This window comes from Microbispora bryophytorum, assembly GCF_006874465.1.
Classification (GTDB): domain Bacteria; phylum Actinomycetota; class Actinomycetes; order Streptosporangiales; family Streptosporangiaceae; genus Microbispora; species Microbispora bryophytorum.
In genome coordinates, this window is the sequence record NZ_VIRL01000013.1 from 101,539 (window position 1) to 118,449 (window position 16,911).

Here is a 16,911-nt window from a genome sequence, read left to right on the forward strand (position 1 = left end):
GGATTCGACTGAGGCGACTGCGGCGGCTGCCCGGCCGGAGGCCCCGGCGGCCCCGGCGGCCCCGGCTGCGGCCGGCCCTGGCCGACCGGAGCGCCGGGGTATCCACCGGGCTGCGGAACGCCACCGGGCGCGGCACCCGGATACGCGCCCGGCTGCGGGCCGGGCTGAGGACCGGGCTGAGGACCGGAGTACGAACCGGGATACGGACCCGGCTGGCCACCGGGGTACGCACCCGGCTGCGACTGCGAACCAGCGGAATACCCGCCTGGCGGCTGAGACCCGGCGGGATACCCGCCCGGCGGCGGCTGCGAGCCGGGCGGCTGGCCGTACGCGGGGGGCTGCGGACCTGGATACGGGCCGGGCTGGGAACCAGCGGGGTACGCGCCGGGCGACTGGGAACCGGGCGGCTGGCCGTACGCGGGCGGCTGGGAACCGGCGGGGTACCCGCCGGGCGGCGGCTGCGGGCCGGGATACGGACCGGGCTGTGGCTGGGAACCAGCGGGATACGCGCCGGGCTGCGAACCGGGCGGGGAGTCGGCGGGATACGCGCCCGGCTGCGGCGGACCTGGCTGGGAACCGGGGTACGCACCCGGCTGCGCACCGGCGGGGTACCCGCCCGGCGGGGAACCGGGCGGCGGGCCGTACGCGGGCGGGTAGGGCGAAACTCCCGGGCCGGGATGGCCCTGCGGCGGGTACGGCGGCATGCCCTGCGGGGGGCCGTCGTCCGGGGGAGGCGTCTGTCCGGGCTCGACGGGGGCGTCGTCACCGCTGGTCATGGGGGTCTCCTACAGATGCAGAGCGGGAGGTCACCCGAGCCCGATGCCGACGAGTTCGGCGGCGCGCTCGGCCGTGCGCCGGTCGGCCGGGGTGACCGAGGGGTCACCGGCGCGCCGGTAGGCGACCTCGACGATGAGATTGCTGAGGCGGAACCAGACCGTGGCCCCGGTGGTTCCGGCAGTGGAGTCGGCGGAGTCGGCGGAGTCACAGGTGAAGGCCTCGTCGGCGATCCCGGCCCGGTCGCGCGCGGCGGCGCCCCGCGCGGCGCGCTCCGCCGCGAGGTCGCGGGAGGCCGCCGCCTCCCCCTCCCCTTCGGACGGCAACCGGTAGGCGACCGTGATCGCCCCATCGTGGCCGGTGGTGTGCTCCTTCCACTCGCATCGCCCCTCGGCTGCGGGTTCCCCACGCGGTGTGGCCCCGAGGAGGTCATGGATCTGCGCCTTGGTCAGGCTGCGGCAGGCGTCGGGGACGGCGGCGAACCGCCCCGAGCCGCCCTGTTTCCCGGACACGAGCAGCCAGGCGCCCAGTCCCGCCGCGAGGCCGACAACGACCACCAGGGCCGCCACGGCGACGAAGCGCCACATTCCGGCGGACCGGTCCGCGGGGACGGGAGCGGGCGGCGCGGCAGCGGCCTGCAGTGCCTGCCGTACGACGTCGGGGGGCGGACGCCGCGCCGGTTCCTTGTCGAGCAGGGCGAGCACGATCCATGCGAGCACCCGCGAGGCCCGGGTCATCGGCCGGGGCTCGTGGAGCAGGACGGCGGCGACGAGCGCGGCGGCCATGTTCCGGTGGAAGGGCGGCTCCCCCTCGACGGCGGTGTAGAGCGTGGCCCCGAGGGACCACAGGTCGGAGGGCGGGCCGTCCGGCTCGTCGCGAAACCGTTCGGGGGCCATGTAGTTGGGCGAGCCCGCCGAGCTCTGCCAGGAGTGCCCGGCGCCGCCCAGCGGCGCGGCGATCCCGAAGTCGGTGAGCAGGGCGCGGCCGTCCGGCCCGATGAGGACGTTGGCCGGTTTGACGTCGCGGTGCACGATGCCCCGGGCGTGGGCCGCCTCCAACGCGTCGAGCACGGCCAGCCCGATCTCGGCCACGCGCTCGGAGGCGAGCGGTCCGTCCTCCCTGATGATCTTGTCGAGGGAGCGGCCCGGCACCAGGTCCATGACGATCCACGGCTGCCCGGCGTGCCCGACGACGTCGTGGACCGTCACGATGGACGGGTGGGTGAGCCGTCCGGCGGCCCGGGCCTCGTCGACGGCTCTGCCGAGGAAGTCGGCGCGCTGCCGGTCGTCCAGGTCCGGCGGGACGTGCAGCTGCTTGATCGCCACCTCCCTGTGCAGCAGCTCGTCGCGGGCGCGCCAGACCGTGCCGCCGCCGCCCTCACCGAGCGGCTCGGCGAGGCGGTACCGCCCGGCGAGCAGGTCCACGGCTAGGCCAGCCCCCTCAGGCCCTCGGCCGCCGACGCCGCCGCCGCGATCGCCCCGTCCCGCAGGGCGGCCGGTGAGCTCACGTCGAGGTCGGCGTACCGGAGCCGTACGACGAGATCGCCGAGCCTGAAGTACACGTCGGTGGCCTGTGCCCTGCCCTCCGGCGTGGTGAGGTCGACGGCGAACGCCTCGTCGGCCACGTCCGGCGTGTCCCGTCCGGCCGTCTCGATGACCTGGGTCCTCTGGTCGAGGCCGATCTCGTACCAGAGCCAGCTCACGTCGTTCGGCCCCGACGCGTACTGCCTGCGCAGCCCTTCCATCAGCGTGGTCGCCGAGGCCGTGTCGAGCCCCCACGGCGCGGGGGTGTCGGAGTCGGTCTCGGCGCTCAGCTCGACGCCGCTGCCCTTCACGGTCCACTGGCAGCTCGTCTTCCCCGGCCCCGGCCGGGTCTGCGCCGAAGCGCCCACGATCCGCCGCACCTCGCCGGCCGGGAGCGCCCGGCACAGGTCCACGGCGCCGTCGAAGGTGGGCGAGACCCGGCGTACGGGATCGTGTGGCGGCTCGCCCGCCCTGACGGAGAGCACGACGGCGGCCACGGCGACCGCGACGCCTGCCACGGCGGCGGCCCCGGCCGCGTACCACCACCGGTGGCGCCGCTTCGGCGACTCGATGCGCAGGCCGTGCCGGGGATCGAGGTCCGGAGTGCCGCCGTCGGCCACCTGCCGCAGCAGCGTGAGCGTGGTCGGCGCGTCGGGGCGGGCGGCCGGATCGCGCGCCGTCATCCACGTCAGCACCGGGCCGAGCGGTCCCGCGAGCACCGGCGGACGGGGAGCCCGGGTGAGGGTCGCCCGGATCACCTCCGAATGCGAGCCCTGGTAGGGGGCGACGCCCTCGACGGCCGTGTAGAGGGTGGCGCCGAGCGACCACAGGTCGGCGGCCGGGCCGCCGGGATCGCCCGCGAGCCGTTCCGGCGCGATGAAGCCCGGTGAGCCGACCATCAGGCCCGCCTCGGTGATCGACGCCTGGTCGGCGGGGCGGGCGATGCCGAAGTCGGTGAGGAGCACCCGGCCGTCCGAGGAGAGGAAGACGTTGCCCGGCTTCACGTCCCGGTGCTGCACGCCCCCGGCATGCGTGGCCGACAGCGCGTCGAGCAGGCGGGCGCCGAGGTCCGCCACCTGCCGGTACGGCAGCGGCCCGTACGCGGAGATCTGCCGGGCGAGATCGTGGCCGTGCAGCAGTTCCATGACGATCCACGGCCTGCCGTCCTGGAGGAGCACGTCGTGGAGGGCGACGATCCCGGGATGCCGGACGCGCGCCGTGACCTCTGCCTCGCGCATGACCCTGGCGATCAGTTCGGCCCGCTCGCGCTCGCCGAGGCCGTCCGGGAGGCGGAGTTCCTTGATCGCCACCTCGCGGTCGAGCACGGAGTCTCTGGCCAGCCACACCGTGCCCATGCCGCCGGAGCCCAGCGGGCGCAGCAGGTGGTATCGCGAGGCCAGCGTCCCCCTGAGCGATTCGGCCATATCGGGGAGAATAGCGAAAGCGTGATCGATACGCCCGCCGGGTGCGGAACCCGCCTCACCGCCCGGCAAAGAACCGGTTACCGGTACGGCGCGGATCACCGTGAGCCGGGAGAGACGCGGCACATCGGGGTATCCAACTCGTCGGGCCACGTCGTCAGAGGGAGCGGAGCCGGCGGAGATGGTGTGTCATGCAGCGCGCGACGCGCTCCCCCGTGTGGCCGGGCTCACCGCCGCGGCCGTGTTCGCGATCGCGGCCTCGGTGCTCCCCTGGTCCGCGGCATCCGCGATCGCGGCGCCGATCCCCCACGGCTGGGGATCGGGCGGCGGGCAGGGCGGCGACATCAACGCCAACCGGTCCAGCATCAACGTGGGCAGCGGCAGGAACGTCAGGAACTACCTGGCGTTCGGCAGTCTGAAGAACGGCGCCGGTCTGCAGCAGGCCACCATCAGCGTGAGCGGCGCCAGTAACTCCCAGGGCAGTTTCTGCAGGCGGCGGCCCCGCGCCTGCAACGTCCGCCAGAGCACGTGGACTCCCCCCGGCACGAACACGGAGTGATGAACGCGCCACCGGCCGCCCCTGGCGCATGACGCCCGACGCGTCACGCCCGGTCGGAGCCGATCAGTCCGCCCGCCCCGCTTGTCGCCCGCGCAGGCGGAACGCCCCGCGCACGTGCGCGCGCGGGGCGTCCGTCGTTCTCGGCGGGGAGCCTCAGCTCAGGGCGAAGTCCTTGATCCGGACGTCGCCGGTGAAGACCAGGTACACGTCCTTCACGCCGTTCGCGCCGGACACGGGAGCGGTCGCGGCGGCCCAGTTGTAGATCCCGCCGGTCGCGGCGACCGGGATCGCGGCCACCTTCGCGCCGGTCGGCGAGCCGAGGCGCACCTCGATGGTCCCGCCGCCCGTGGCGGCCACCCCGGCCGTCACCGTGCGGGGCTTGCGGAGCTGGACGTCCTTGAACGCGATCCAGCCGCCGTTCGCGCCCGCCACCGCGTCGCCGCGCACCTTGGTCTCGTCGACCAGGTGGATGCCCGAGTAGTCGTCGAAGTCGACCGCCCGGGTGGTCTTCGACAGGTCGCGGTGCGGGATGTTCTCGCCCTTGACGTTGATCGTCGCCCGCTGGCGGATGTTCGCCGAGGACGACCCGACGAGCAGGTCGTGGGTCGCGTTCTCGACGGTCCACTTGTTCCGCGTGACGTCCCAGAGCGCCAGGTCGCTCTTCTTGACGGTGAAGGCGATCGTCCTCGTCTGACCCGGCGCCAGCGTCACCCGCTGGAACGCGCGAAGCTGCTTGACCGGCTGCTTCACCCGCGACTTGTGCTGGTGGGTGTAGAGCTGCACGACCTCGTCGCCGGCCCGGGAGCCGGTGTTGGTCACCTTGACCGAGACCTCGTACGCGTCGCCCTTCGGCACCGCCTTGAGGCCCTGGTAGGAGAACGACGTGTACGACAGGCCGTACCCGAACGGGTAGAGCGGCCTGCCCTGGTAGTACAGGTACGTCCGGTCCTTCTTGACGATGTCGTAGTCGAGGATGCCCGGCAGCTCGGCGGCCGACCGGTACCACGTCTGGGTGAGCCGCCCGGCCGGGTTGACGTCGCCGTACAGCACGTCGGCGAGGGCGTGCCCGGTCTCGGCGCCCGCGTGGGTGGTCCACAGGATGCCGGGGATGTTGTCCTGCTCCCAGTTGATCGTGGTCGGGTAGCTGTTCTCCAGCACCACCACCGTGTTCGGGTTGGCCGCCTTCACGGCCTTGACCAGCGCCTCCTGGCCCTCGGCGAGGTTCATGTCGGTGCGGTCGTGGTCCTCGCGGCCGTTGATGAACGGCATGCTGCCGACCACGACGACCGCCACATCGGCGGCCCTGGCCGTGGCGACGGCGTCGTCCACGCCGCGGGAGACGACCTCCTTGGCGTAGTGCGTGGCCTGGTCGGCCGTGGTCAGGCTGAGCGTGCCGTCGGCCGCCGCCTTGACGTACGTGTCCGGCCCGAACCAGTCGAAGGCCGTCTCGTAACCGGCGTACCGCAGCAGGGAGGTGCCGTCGGACTGCGGCTCCAGCGTGAACTGCTCCTGCACGAACCAGCCGGATGGCTGGTCGGCCGTGTTGGCCAGGGTGGACCAGTTGGCCCGGCTGACGTATTTGCCGTTGGCCACGCTGCGCAGCGTCAGCACGCCCTGACCCCAGTCGAACGCGTCGAACGTGGAGGTGGCGCCGACCGTGGTGTCGCTCTCCTTGAGGTCGCCGCCGGACGCGGGAGCGCTGATGTACCTCCCGGTGGCGACGTCCTTCAGCGCGATGCGGTCGACGCCCTCGGAGGAGGCCACCGACGCGGCCCGCTCCTTGATTCCGTCGAGTGGGGTCACCTTGTACGGCAGGCTGCCCGAATACCAGTCGGTGTAGAGCACATCGGCCAGCGGGCCGACCACGGCGACCTTCTTGCCGGGCTTCAGCGGCAGCGCACCGCCGGAGTTCTTGAGCAGCACCATCGCCTTGGCCGCGGTCTCGCGGGCCAGCTTCTGGTTCGCCGGGCTGTTGACCACATCCTTGGTGATCTTCGCGTACGGCCCGCCGTCGGGGTCGAACTCGCCGAGCCGGAAGCGGATGCCGAGCTGGTGCCGGACCGCGTCGTCCACGTCCGCCTGCGTGAGCAGCCCCTTCGACAGCGCCTCCTTGACGGCCGCGGCCGTCGGAGCGCCGTTGGCGTCGTCCACCGTGAAGCTGTCGAGCCCCGCCTTGATCAGCGCGGCGTCGGCCTCGGCCTGGGTGGCGTAGTACTTCTCGGAGTTGACCAGGTTGTTCGGGGCGCCGGCGTCGGTGACGTTGAACAGCGCCCGGCCGGTCCACGAGCGGACCACGTCGTCCAGGTCGGGGTTGACCGTGTTCGGCCGGCCGTTGACGAGGTTGTACGACGCCATCACACCGGTCGCCGCGTCGGCCGCGATGGCCGGTTTGAAGGCCGCCTCGTCGTACTCGTGCTTCACCCGCGGCGGCAGCTCCGACGACGAGGTGTCGCGGGTGACCTCGTTGTTGTTGGCCAGGTAGTGCTTCAGCGTGGGCGCCGTCTTCAGGTGGTCGGGATCGTCGCCCTCCAGGCCCGAGCCGTACGCCGTGGAGATGGCGCCGGTCAGCGTCGGGTCCTCCGAGTAGCCCTCCTCGTTGCGCCCCCAGCGGGGGTCGCGCAGCAGGTTGACCACGGGCGCCCAGAGGTTGAGCCCCCACACGGTGGGGTTCTCGGCGTGGTAGCCGCGGGCCTCGTCGCCGACGGCGGAGCCGACCCGCTTGATCAGCGCCGTGTCCCAGGTGCTGGCCAGGCCGACCGCCTGGGGGAAGACGGTGCCCTTGGCGGTGACCACGGCGCCGTTGTTGGTGTAGTCGGTCGACCAGGCGACGCCGTGCAGCGCCTCGGTGCCCGTCTTGAACAGCTTGATGCCGAGGCGGTCGATCGCGGGGGCGTACTGGTGCAGCATCGCGACCTTCTCGTCCGGTGTGAGCCGGCCGAGCAGGTCGTCGACGCGCTGGGCGAGCGGCAGCGACGGATCGCGGAACGGATAGTCGTCGGCCGCCCTCGCGGGGCCGGCGCCCAGGCTCAGTGCCAGAGCCAGGGCCGCCGACGCGGACAGCATCGCCGAACGGCGATGGGACATTGCGCCTCCAGGTCAGGTAGTGACGCGTTATTCGGGGGGTGTTACTCGTTCGGGGGTGTTACTTGATCGCGCCGACCGTGACGCCACGGGTCAGCGTGCGCTGGAAGATCAGGAAGAAGGCCACGGCGGGGATGATGCCGAGCAGCGCGGACGCGCTGGACATGGTGGCGTCCATCATCTTCTCGCCCTGCAGGACGCCCAGGGCGACCGGCACGGTCTGGTTGTCGTTGGAGATGAGGAAGACCATCGGCAGGAAGAACTCGTTCCACGTCCAGATGAAGAAGAAGATGAGCAGCACCGAGAGGGTCGGGCGGCTGATGGGCACGACGATGCCCCACAGCATCCGCCGCCTGCTCGCGCCGTCGATCTCGGCCGCCTCCAGGATTCCCCGGGGGAACTGCCCGAGCACCGACGAGAGCAGGTAGGTCCCGAAGGCCGCCTGGATCACCGTGAAGATCAGGATGACGGCGAGCTTCGAGTCGTACAGCCCCACCTCCTTCGACAGGTAGTAGAGCGGGTAGACCAGCGCCTCCTGCGGCAGCGTGTTGGCGACCAGGAACAGCACGAGGATCCACAGCCGGCCGCGGACCCTGCCGATGCCCAGCGCGTACGCGTTGAGCAGCGACAGCACCACCGCGGCGACCGCGACGACGCCGCTGATCAGGAGGCTGTTCCAGAGCTTCAGGCCGAAGTCGACGCGATCCCAGAAGGCGACGATCCCGTCGAGGTAGAACCCGTGGGGCAGGCTCAGCGGGCCGCCCGCGGAGTATTCGGCCGGGGACTTGAACGCGTTGAGCGTGACGATGACGAAGGGGAAGAGCATCACGACCGCGAGCACGGCCAGTGCCGCGAGCACGGCCCATCGTCCCGGCTGGCGGAAGGTGCGATCGGCGTTCACGAGTCACTCTCCTGGTCACGCTCCTGGCCGCCCTCCTGGACTCGCAGGAAGAGGAAGGTCACCACGACGATGATCAGGGCGAGCACGGTCGCGATCGCCGAGCCGTACCCGACGTTGGCCTTCTGGAAGAAGTTCAAGTAGGAGAAGTACGACGGCACCATCGTCGCGGAGCCGGGTCCTCCCCTGGTGAGCACGAAGATCGGCCCGAACACCTTGAGCGCCGCGATCGTGCAGGTCAGCAAAACCACGAAGATCTCCGGCCGGATCTGCGGAATCGTGATGTGCCAGAACCTGCGCCACCACGAGGCGCCGTCGATCTCGGCCGCCTCGTACAGCGACGGGTCGACCCGCTGGAGCCCGGCCATGAAGATGACGACCGGGTAGCCGAGCTGGAACCACACCATGATCGCCATGACCGTCGCCAGCGCGATGTCGGGGTCGCCGAGCCAGTTGACCTCGATACCGAAGATCTGGTTCACCGCGCCGTACGACGGGTGGAGCATCCAGCCCCACACCACGCCGGCCACCGCGACGGGCAGCACCTGCGGCAGGTAGAACGCCGCACGCAGGGCCGAGGCCGTACGCCCGCCGAACCGCTTGGCGATGTAGTCGAACAGCGCGGCGGCGAGGACCAGGCCGATGATCGTGGGCACCACGGCCATCGCGATGATCAGTGCGACGTTGTGCTCGAAGGACGCCCAGAAGCGCTCGTCCTTGAACAGCTTGGTGTAGTTGTCGAGCCCGATCCAGGTGGGGGTGCCGACGCCGGACCAGCGGGTGAAGCTCGTCGCCACGTTCATCAGGAACGGGACGACGATGATCGCGAGGAACAGCACCAGGCTCGGAACCAGGTAGAGCCAGTAGCCACCCCTCCCGCGCGGGCGGGCCGCGCCGGCGCCGGGCGCGGGATCCACCCGGCGCAAGGATCTCTTCCCCGGCACCGTCTCCGCATGCCCGTAGGGCGAATCGGCCGGGGCGTGCCCGTCGCCTGCTCCGGTTGCCGCAGTCGGGGCCGGTGAGAAGCCGTCCTCTTCAGGGGACGGAGGAGTCACGTGCAGACCTTTCCAGAAGGAAGGGGTCCGGCGGCGAAGACCGGTCAGGTAGCCCCGCCGCCGGGGTCGGAGGGAAAGGCGGTCCCGTGCCGGGACTAGCCGCCGATGTCGGCCAGGTTGTCGTCGTACGGCTGGGCGATCTCGTCCAGGACCTCTTCGGGCTTCTTGTTGCCGTTGATCAGCTCCTGGACGCCGGCGACGAGCACGTCGTAGTAGCCGGGAGCCGGCCAGTCAGGGTAGAAGGCCAGCCCGTCCTGCGTCGAGAGCTTGTTGAAGTTCTCGATGAGCTCCTTGTTCTGCTCGTCGTTGATCGCGGCGGGGTCGGCCGCGACGGGGATGCCGCCGGAGTTGCCGAGCAGGTTCTGGGTCTCCTTCTTCATCGTGATGTCGATGAAGTCGTAGGCGAGGTCCTTGTTCTCGGACTTCTCCGGCACGACCCAGATGTTGCCGCTGGAGCCCGGGGCGAACTGGCCCGGCCACAGGAAGGAGCCCCATTTGAAGTCCTTGATCTCCTCCTGCATGCGGCCGAACCACCAGCTTCCCGACACCATGATCGGGAACTTGCCGCCGATGAACGCCACGCCCATGTCCTCGGCCTTCATGCCGGCCGAGTTCTTGGCGATGTAGCCCTTCTTCACCCAGTCGGAGAAGGTCTGGGCGGCGTAGGTGAACTGGGGGCCGTGGAAGTCGACCTTGCCCTTGTAGAGCTCGAAGGAGTCGATCCAGGCGCGGTCGGCCTTGTTCAGGGCAAGCAGGTAGAACAACTGCTGGGCGGGATACTCGGCGCCCGCCATCGCGATCGGGGTGGTGCCCTTCTTCGCGAACGTGTCGAGCGCGGCGGTGAACTCGTCGAACGTGGTGGGCACCTCGACGCCCGCCTTATCGAACATGTCCTTGTTGTAGTAGACCATCACGTACTCGCCGTAGTTCGGCACGCCGAACCACTTGCCCGAGCCCATGATGCCCCGCTCGTCATACTTCGCGGTGGTCTGCAGCGACGGGCTGAGCAGCTTGTCCCAGCCGCGCTTGGTCGCCTGCTCGCTCAGGTCGGTGAGCAGGCCCTGCTTGGACAGCTGACCGGCCGTCGCGTTGCCCTTGTTGTACTCCATGATGTCGGGCGCCTCGTCGGAGTTGAGGACCATCGACGCCGTCTTCTGGATCTGCTCGAAGCCCTTCTCCTCGAACTTCACCTTGACGCCGGGGTGGCTCGCCTCGAACTCCTTCATCGCCTGGGCCCAGGCGGTGCCCATGGCGCTGTTGCCGGTCTCGTAGTGCCAGAGGGTGAGGGTCTTGCCCACGGCGGAGCCACCGCTGCCGCTATCGGATTCGTCAGAGGATCCACCGCACGCGCTGAGCGCCAGCGCGGCCGCGGCCAGTGCCGCCACCGCCGCGCTCCTGCCTACTGCGAACATGGTCTTTCTCCAGGGGGGTGTGTCTAGTTGATGACGACCGGGACGCCGGGGCCCACGAACTCGACGCCGTCGATCTGCTTGGGGCCCTCGGCGGTGACGACCAGCCTGTCGCCGTCCCGCACCGCCGTGACCGTCGTGTCCCCGTCCAGGTCCCTGATCGTCGTACGGCTCTCGCCCTCCGGCGGGCCGAAGGCGAGCAGCGAGACCCGGGGGTCGTCGGCCACCGTGACGCCCGGCTCGGCGACCGGGATCAGCGAGCCGTGCCGTACGAACAGCGGGATCTGGTCGAGCGGCGGCGACACCGTGACGTAACGCCCGCCGTCGACGGCCTCCCCCGTCCAGTAGTCCACCCACACCCCCGAGGGCAGGTAGACCTTCCGGGTGCCGTCGGCGGAGGTCATCGGGGCGACGAGCAGGTCGGTGCCGAGAAGATACTCCAGGTCCGCCTGCCAGGCCACCGGGTCGTCCGGGTGGTCGACGCACAGGGCGCGCAGCATCGGCGCACCCGTCTCGGCCGCGGTGACGGCCGCCGAATAGATGTACGGCATGAGCCGGTAGCGCAACCGCAGGGCCTCGACGGCGGCCTGCTCGGCGTGCGGCGGGAACTCCCAGGGCTCCCGGGTGGTCGTGCCATGGAACCTCACGAGCGGGGACAGCGCGGCGAACTGCGACCAGCGGATGTAGAGGTCCGGGCTGGGCGTCCCGCTGAAGCCGCCCGCGTCGTGGCTCCAGAACGGGATGCCGGACAGGCCGTGCGAGAGGCCGCCCCTGATCGTGCTGCCCATCGCGGGGTAGGTCGTGTCGGAGTCGCCGCTCCACTGGGCCGAGTGGCGCTGACCGCCGAGGTAGGACGAGCGGGCCCAGACCAGGCCGTGCCCGTTCACCTCGCGGGTCACGTCCGCGACGATGTCGTTGAACAGCAGCGCGTAGACGTTGTGCAGCTCTGTGCCGGTCATGCCGTTGAATGCCACGGCGTCGGCGGGGACGCCCTCGGCGAAGTCGGTCTTGAACGCCGCCACGCCCTCGCGCAGGCGGTCGCGCAGCAGGCCCTTGAACCACTCCACCGCCTCCGGATTGGTGAAGTCCACGATGCCGCAGGCGGGGTAGGAGCCGTGCCAGGTGTCGGCGACGTACGTCTCGCCGTCGGGCCGCCTGAGGAAGTAGCCCTTCCGCGCCGCCTCGGCGAAGGCCGGGCTGAGGTGCGAGATGTAGGAGTTCATCCAGAGGCAGACCTTGAAGCCCTGGTCCTTGAGCGTGGCGAGCATGCCCGCCGGGTCGGGGAACGTCTCGGGGTCCCACTGGAGGTCCGACCAGTGCCCGTCCGCCTGCCAGTAGCAGTCGAGGTGGAGCACGTCGCAGGGGATGCCCCGCTCCCTGATCTTCGTGGCGCGCTGCAGCACGCGCTCCTGGCTGTCACGGAAGAAGCCCGAGGAGATCCAGGTGCCGAACGCCCACTTCGGCGGCAGCTCCGGCCGGGAGGTCAGCCCGTCGAACCGGTCGAGGATCTCGGCGGGGGTCGGTCCCGCGATCACGTAGTAGTCGACGAGGTCGTCGGGCACGATGATCTGCACGGCGCTATGCGTGGACTGGCACATGTCGAATTCGACGGGCGTGCCGCTGTCGACGCAGATGCCGTATCCCCTGCTGGACAGGTAGAAGGGCACGTTCTTGTACGCGCGCTGCGACTCGGCCCCGAAGGCGTCGAAGTTCCACATGAGCGGGCGCTGGCCGCGTTTGTCGAGCGGAGTGAACGACTCGCCGAAGCCGCCGAACGCCTCGTCCGCCGGGGCCACGAACGTGTCGTGGTAGGCGACGGGGGCGCCGTCCACCGTGGAGCGGCCGAACGGCAGCGTGCGCAGCCGGCCGCTGATGTCGGGGTGGCCGGGGTCCTGCTCCACCAGCGTGCGGCCGGCCCGGTCGGTGAAGCGCAGGTTCCACGGGTTCAGCCGCACCTCGGCCCGCAGCGACCCGGCGTCGACGATCACGCGGCTGTGGCTCGCCTCCACGACGGCCTCGCCGTACTCGCCGGGGGTGACCATCGAGATCGCGCGGGCGGATCGGGTGCGCGCGTCGGGGTCCTCCGACAGACGCACCCGGATCACCCCCTCGCCAGCGACCGTGATCTGCACGACGAGCGTCTCCTCCGCCGAGGTGGAGCCCTTGAGCGTCACGCCCTTCCCGTCGGAGGCCACCACCTCGGCGCTGGTCAGCGCGGACAGGCCCTCCTCCCCCGGCTCGCGCACCGGAAGCTCGGGAGGATCCGCCACGAAGAACTCGCGCGCGATCAATGGGGGACGATACGGCATTGCGGCACTCCATCGGCTCATCCGGCGATTTGGAGTTAGTTTGCCGTCCATCCCAACAAAGGTCAATGGCTCGGAGTCGCTTCAGACTGTCCGAGTTGTTCCGATTTGTGTCTGTCTGGGGTAACGTGACGGCAATCCCCGGCTAGGTAGGTGACATGGACAGGTTCGTACACGTGATGCCGCTCGACGACGTGATCGGCCACGAGGGCAGCCCGGAGTGTGTCTGCGGCCCGGGCGGCCAGCCCGTCACCGCCGCCGACCTCGGCGAGCCGGTCCCGCACACGGAGAGCGCGACCGTAGCGCTCGGCTGGTCCCACCCCGCCGTCGGCGTGATCTACCAGCACCACGCGCTCAGCCCCTGCCACGAATGGGAAGCCATTCCCGAGCCCTGAGGGCTTTTAATAGCCGCCAATAGCCGCCATTTCAATCAACACTCCGTAATCGACCGACAGCGTTCAGTAACGTCCCCGCCATGCCTGGTATTGCGCACGAGATGCCGATCGAGCTCATCCGCAACCGGCCGGAGACCGCGCTGGAGCTGCTGCGCTGCGTGAAGAGGATCGAGCTGCCGCCCTTCGCCGCCGCGCGCGTGGAGTCGGCCGACAGCACCCAGCCCTCGCCGATCGAGTTCCGCGCCGACTCGGTGGTGGTCGTCCGGGACGAGACCGGAACCGCGGTGATGGCCGTGATCGTGGAGGCCAGCAGGGCCGGGACGCCGGGAAGCGGTTCAGCTGGCCGGTTTATGTCACGACGTTGAGGTCACAGCACAAGTGCGACACCGCACTGCTGGTCATCTGCCCGGATCGCTCGACGGCACGATGGTGCGAGAGGACGATCCACCTGGGCCCGGGCGGCGCCATCACCCCGCTGGCGATCGACCCCGGCCGCATACCGCTGATCACCGACCCCGACCAGGCCCGCGCCAGCCCGGAGCTCGCGGTGCTCTCGGCCGTGGCGCATCCGGCGGAGGCCGACGACGAGCAGGACGGTCAAGCGTCTGGAGGAGATGTTGACTTCCTCCCCTCCCTGAAGGGAGGGGATTCCAACCCTCACGGGTTGGGGTTCCTGCTTCACAGCCGGCCGCCCGTCCGAGAGGACTCTCGTTGAGGTCTTACACCAGCTCCACAGGCGTTTTACCTCTCCGCCAGCCCGGCGGCGAGGATGTTCTTGGCGGCGTTGATGTCCCGGTCATGGGCCACACCGCAGGCGCAGGTCCACGACCGGATGCTCAGCGGCATGGATTGCTGCAGAGTGCCGCAGGCGGAGCACAGCTTGGAGGAGGGAAACCACCGGTCCACGGCGACCATCTCGCGTCCGTACCAAGCGCACTTGTACTCCAGCATCGAGCGCAGTTCCCGCCAGGCCGCGTCCGAGATGGCGCGCGCCAGGGAGCGGTTGCGGACCATGGTGCGGACGGTCAGGTCTTCCACGGCGATCACTTGGTTCTCGCGAACAAGCCGTGTGGTGACCTTGTGCAGGTGATCCCTGCGCCGGTCGGCGATGCGGGCGTACACCCGCGCTACCTTGATCCGGGCCTTGGCCCGGTTGTTCGAGCCCTTGGCCTTGCGCGCGAGTGCCCGCTGAGCACGGGCGAGCGTGCGCCGGTCGGCCCGCTCATGCGTCGGATTGGTGACCTTCTCCCCCGTGGACAGTGTGACGAGCGCGGTGATACCGGCGTCCACACCCACACGGTTGTCTGCCGGGTCGAGCGGGCGGATCGCCTCCTCCACCAGGATGGACACGAACCACCGCCCCGCGCTGTCGCGGGATGCGGTCACCGTCGACGGCTGCGCACCCTCGGGCAGGGGGCGCGACCAGCGGATGTTCAGCGGCGCGTTCATCTTCGCCAGCGTCAACTGGCCGTCCCGCCAGCGGAACGCGCTGCGCGTGTACTCGGCCGACGCCCGCGACTTCTTCCGGGACTTGAAGGTGGGGTACTTGGCCCGTTTGGCGAAAAAGTTCGCGAACCCGGCCTGCAAGTGCCGCAGGGCCTGCTGCAACGGCACGCTGGACACCTCACCCAGGAACGCCAGCTCCGGCGTCTTCTTCCACGCGGTGAGCATCGCGGAGGTCTCCACATAGGAGACGCGGCGGCCCTGTTGGGTGTAGGCGCGGGTCCGCTCTTGCAGGGCCTTGTTGTAGATGTAGCGGACGCAGCCGAACGTCCGGGCAAGCTCATCAGCCTGCTCGGGGGTCGGGTAGAAGCGGTACTTGTAGGCCCGCTTCACGATCCGCGCCATGCCTCACATTTACCGCATGATCAGTTGAGCATCGTGTGTGCGGTCGAGACGCCGGTTCGCCTTGCGGCGAATCGGCTACCCCCTGCCCTGCTCCGCAGGGGTCCGATTCCTTCCCCCGCCTGAAGGCGGGGGTCTCCTCGGAGGTTTTGATGACTACCATTCAGGACTTCGACTACCTCGGCGAGAAGTACTTCTCCCACTGGCTGGCCAAATGCGAGGTGAGAGGTGAGGCGAAAGGCGAGATTAAGTCGATCTTCTCTGTGCTGGACGCCCGGGGCCTGGAGATCTCCGACGACGCCCGCGAGCGCATCTGCCGGTGCGACGACCCGGACCAGCTGGACGCCTGGGTCCGCAGGGCCGCCGTCATCACCTCGGTCGACGAGCTGTTCGCCGAATAGTGCGCTGCCGGTGAGCGCACGATAACGGCGGCCCGGCCGGTGTGCCGGGGCGGGCCGCCCGGGGGATGCATCCCCCGGGCGGCCCGCTCGATGGTCAGTCCGTCACGGGGTCCACCGGACGTTCGGGTTGATGTGGCCGGTCCAGTTGAAGACGGCCATGTTGTCCCAGCCGTCGCCGGTGCCGTTGATGTTCGCCGGGTCCCAGCCGTTGCCGGGCACCGCATACCAGGTCGGCTCCCAGTAGAAGACGCCGATGGCGCCCGCGTTGCGGGCGGTGTTCTGCACCGCCGTGAACTCCGCCCCCTGCCCCTGCCAGGTGAGGCCGTACCCCGAGCATCCCGACGTCACCGAGTTGCCCTCCCAGTCCGCGTTGTCGGAGGTGAACGGGTAGGCCGTCTCGGCGATGACGACCGGCTTGCCGTAGCGGGACCGCACGTCCGAGATCACGTTGTACAGGTTGGACAGCGTGCCGTGCCACATGCAGTAGTACGACAGGCCGGTGATGTCCCAGGGCACGCCCTTGGCCCTGATGCCGTCGTAGAACCAGCGGGCGTGGGCGTCACTGTCCGCGTCCGCGGTGTGGATGATCACCTGCGTGCCGTAGTTGCACGCCTTGGTCGCGTTGTAGCCGGCCTTGAGCAGCAGGCTCAGGTTCGTGAAGTCGTTGTTGACGACCTTGCCGTCGTTCCACAGCATGCCGACGTTGATCTCGTTGCCGATCTGCACGCTGTCCGGTGTCGTGCCCTGCGCCTTGAGGCTGGAGCACACGTCGTAGGTGTAGTCGTAGACGTCGGTCTGCAACTGGCCGATCCCGTGGCTCGCCCAGGCGGCGGGCTTGTACTGCTTGCCGGGGTCCGCCCAGGTGTCCGAGTAGTGGAAGTCGACGAGCAGCTTCAGCCCCTTGGCCTTGACCGTCCTGGCGTACTGCAGGACCTTGGCCTTGTTGTTGTAGCCGCTGACGGGGTTGTTCCAGATACGCAGCCGGACGTAGTTGACGCCGACGCCCTTGAGGATGTCCAGCGGGTCCCTCTGGGCGCCGCTCGCGTCGTAGTACCTCGCGCCCAGGTCGAGGGAGCGCTGCACGGAGGAGACGTCGGCTCCGAGCATGGTCAGTGGGGTGGCGGCGTGCGCCGGTTGCGCGGCGGGGAGCACCGCGGCGGCGCACAGGACGAGTGCCGCCAGGACTCTGTTCATGGGTCCTCCGGTTGAGGAGAGGATGGGTGGACGCCCCCGATACCCCCGCC

General features: G+C 70.1%; 12 protein-coding genes and 1 pseudogene. 4 read left to right on the top strand and 9 right to left on the bottom strand.

Translation table 11 applies throughout. The annotated features are described in order from the left end of the window. Positions 1-806 precede the first annotated feature (806 nt). Both FLX07_RS37105 and FLX07_RS37110 read right to left on the bottom strand, forming a co-directional pair. Positions 807-2,198, bottom strand: coding sequence for a serine/threonine-protein kinase (locus tag FLX07_RS37105; RefSeq protein ID WP_208762327.1), 1,392 nt, complete (start codon positions 2,196-2,198; stop codon positions 807-809). A gap of 2 nt (positions 2,199-2,200) precedes the next feature. Further along, entirely contained in the window at positions 2,201-3,721 is a 1,521-nt protein-coding gene (locus FLX07_RS37110) for a serine/threonine-protein kinase (protein WP_208762328.1), read from the bottom strand. 178 nt (positions 3,722-3,899) lie between these two features. Here FLX07_RS37110 and FLX07_RS22520 point away from each other — a divergent pair, with 178 nt between their 5' ends. After that, a complete protein-coding gene (locus FLX07_RS22520; RefSeq protein WP_142573079.1) occupies positions 3,900-4,277 on the top strand; it encodes a hypothetical protein in 378 nt (125 codons plus the stop codon). A 153-nt stretch (positions 4,278-4,430) separates the two neighbouring features. On the opposite strand, the gene FLX07_RS22525 is transcribed toward FLX07_RS22520, so the two are convergent. The 5 genes from FLX07_RS22525 to FLX07_RS22545 form a co-directional block, all read right to left on the bottom strand. Then, positions 4,431-7,361, bottom strand: coding sequence for a glycoside hydrolase family 3 protein (locus tag FLX07_RS22525; RefSeq protein WP_142573081.1), 2,931 nt, complete (start codon positions 7,359-7,361; stop codon positions 4,431-4,433). 58 nt (positions 7,362-7,419) lie between these two features. Further along, positions 7,420-8,259, bottom strand: coding sequence for a carbohydrate ABC transporter permease (locus tag FLX07_RS22530; protein WP_229689887.1), 840 nt, complete (start codon positions 8,257-8,259; stop codon positions 7,420-7,422). After that, positions 8,256-9,173, bottom strand: coding sequence for a carbohydrate ABC transporter permease (locus FLX07_RS22535; protein WP_189105044.1), 918 nt, complete (start codon positions 9,171-9,173; stop codon positions 8,256-8,258). The genes FLX07_RS22530 and FLX07_RS22535 overlap by 4 nt, the downstream gene beginning before the upstream one ends. A gap of 233 nt (positions 9,174-9,406) precedes the next feature. Next, entirely contained in the window at positions 9,407-10,723 is a 1,317-nt protein-coding gene (locus FLX07_RS22540; protein WP_142573085.1) for an ABC transporter substrate-binding protein, read from the bottom strand. Between the two features lie 23 nt (positions 10,724-10,746). Then, positions 10,747-13,011 (bottom strand): TIM-barrel domain-containing protein, encoded by a 2,265-nt coding sequence (locus tag FLX07_RS22545; RefSeq protein WP_223853606.1) that lies wholly within the window; start codon positions 13,009-13,011, stop codon positions 10,747-10,749. Positions 13,012-13,184: 173 nt separating this feature from the next. Here FLX07_RS22545 and FLX07_RS22550 point away from each other — a divergent pair, with 173 nt between their 5' ends. Together FLX07_RS22550 and FLX07_RS22555 are read left to right on the top strand one after the other, a co-directional pair. Beyond that, the gene (locus FLX07_RS22550; protein ID WP_142573089.1) at positions 13,185-13,421 is read left to right on the top strand and encodes a hypothetical protein; all 237 of its coding nucleotides are present in this window, start codon (positions 13,185-13,187) and stop codon (positions 13,419-13,421) included. Between the two features lie 80 nt (positions 13,422-13,501). After that, on the top strand, positions 13,502-13,786 hold the full coding sequence (locus FLX07_RS22555; protein WP_142573091.1) for a hypothetical protein: 285 nt from the start codon (positions 13,502-13,504) through the stop codon (positions 13,784-13,786). 305 nt (positions 13,787-14,091) lie between these two features. Here the strand turns inward: FLX07_RS22555 and FLX07_RS22565 are convergent. Further along, positions 14,092-15,269, bottom strand: a pseudogene (locus tag FLX07_RS22565) (RNA-guided endonuclease InsQ/TnpB family protein); the annotation flags it as partial. 149 nt (positions 15,270-15,418) lie between these two features. On the opposite strand from FLX07_RS22565, the gene FLX07_RS22570 reads away from it, so the two are divergent. Further along, on the top strand, positions 15,419-15,667 hold the full coding sequence (locus tag FLX07_RS22570; protein WP_142573096.1) for a hypothetical protein: 249 nt from the start codon (positions 15,419-15,421) through the stop codon (positions 15,665-15,667). 102 nt (positions 15,668-15,769) lie between these two features. Here FLX07_RS22570 and FLX07_RS22575 read toward each other — a convergent pair whose 3' ends face one another. Further along, positions 15,770-16,861, bottom strand: a complete 1,092-nt coding sequence (locus FLX07_RS22575) for a glycoside hydrolase family 53 protein (RefSeq protein ID WP_189105045.1) — start codon at positions 16,859-16,861, stop codon at positions 15,770-15,772. Positions 16,862-16,911 lie beyond the last annotated feature (50 nt).

Coding starts and splice junctions, on each gene's coding strand:
- FLX07_RS22520 (WP_142573079.1), top strand. CDS start 3,900: ATGGTGTGTCATGCAGCGCGCGACGCGCTCCCCCGTGTGGCCGGGCTC.
- FLX07_RS22525 (WP_142573081.1), bottom strand. CDS start 7,361: ATGTCCCATCGCCGTTCGGCGATGCTGTCCGCGTCGGCGGCCCTGGCT.
- FLX07_RS22550 (WP_142573089.1), top strand. CDS start 13,185: ATGGACAGGTTCGTACACGTGATGCCGCTCGACGACGTGATCGGCCAC.
- FLX07_RS22540 (WP_142573085.1), bottom strand. CDS start 10,723: ATGTTCGCAGTAGGCAGGAGCGCGGCGGTGGCGGCACTGGCCGCGGCC.
- FLX07_RS22555 (WP_142573091.1), top strand. CDS start 13,502: ATGCCTGGTATTGCGCACGAGATGCCGATCGAGCTCATCCGCAACCGG.
- FLX07_RS22570 (WP_142573096.1), top strand. CDS start 15,419: ATGACTACCATTCAGGACTTCGACTACCTCGGCGAGAAGTACTTCTCC.
- FLX07_RS37110 (WP_208762328.1), bottom strand. CDS start 3,721: ATGGCCGAATCGCTCAGGGGGACGCTGGCCTCGCGATACCACCTGCTG.
- FLX07_RS22575 (WP_189105045.1), bottom strand. CDS start 16,861: ATGAACAGAGTCCTGGCGGCACTCGTCCTGTGCGCCGCCGCGGTGCTC.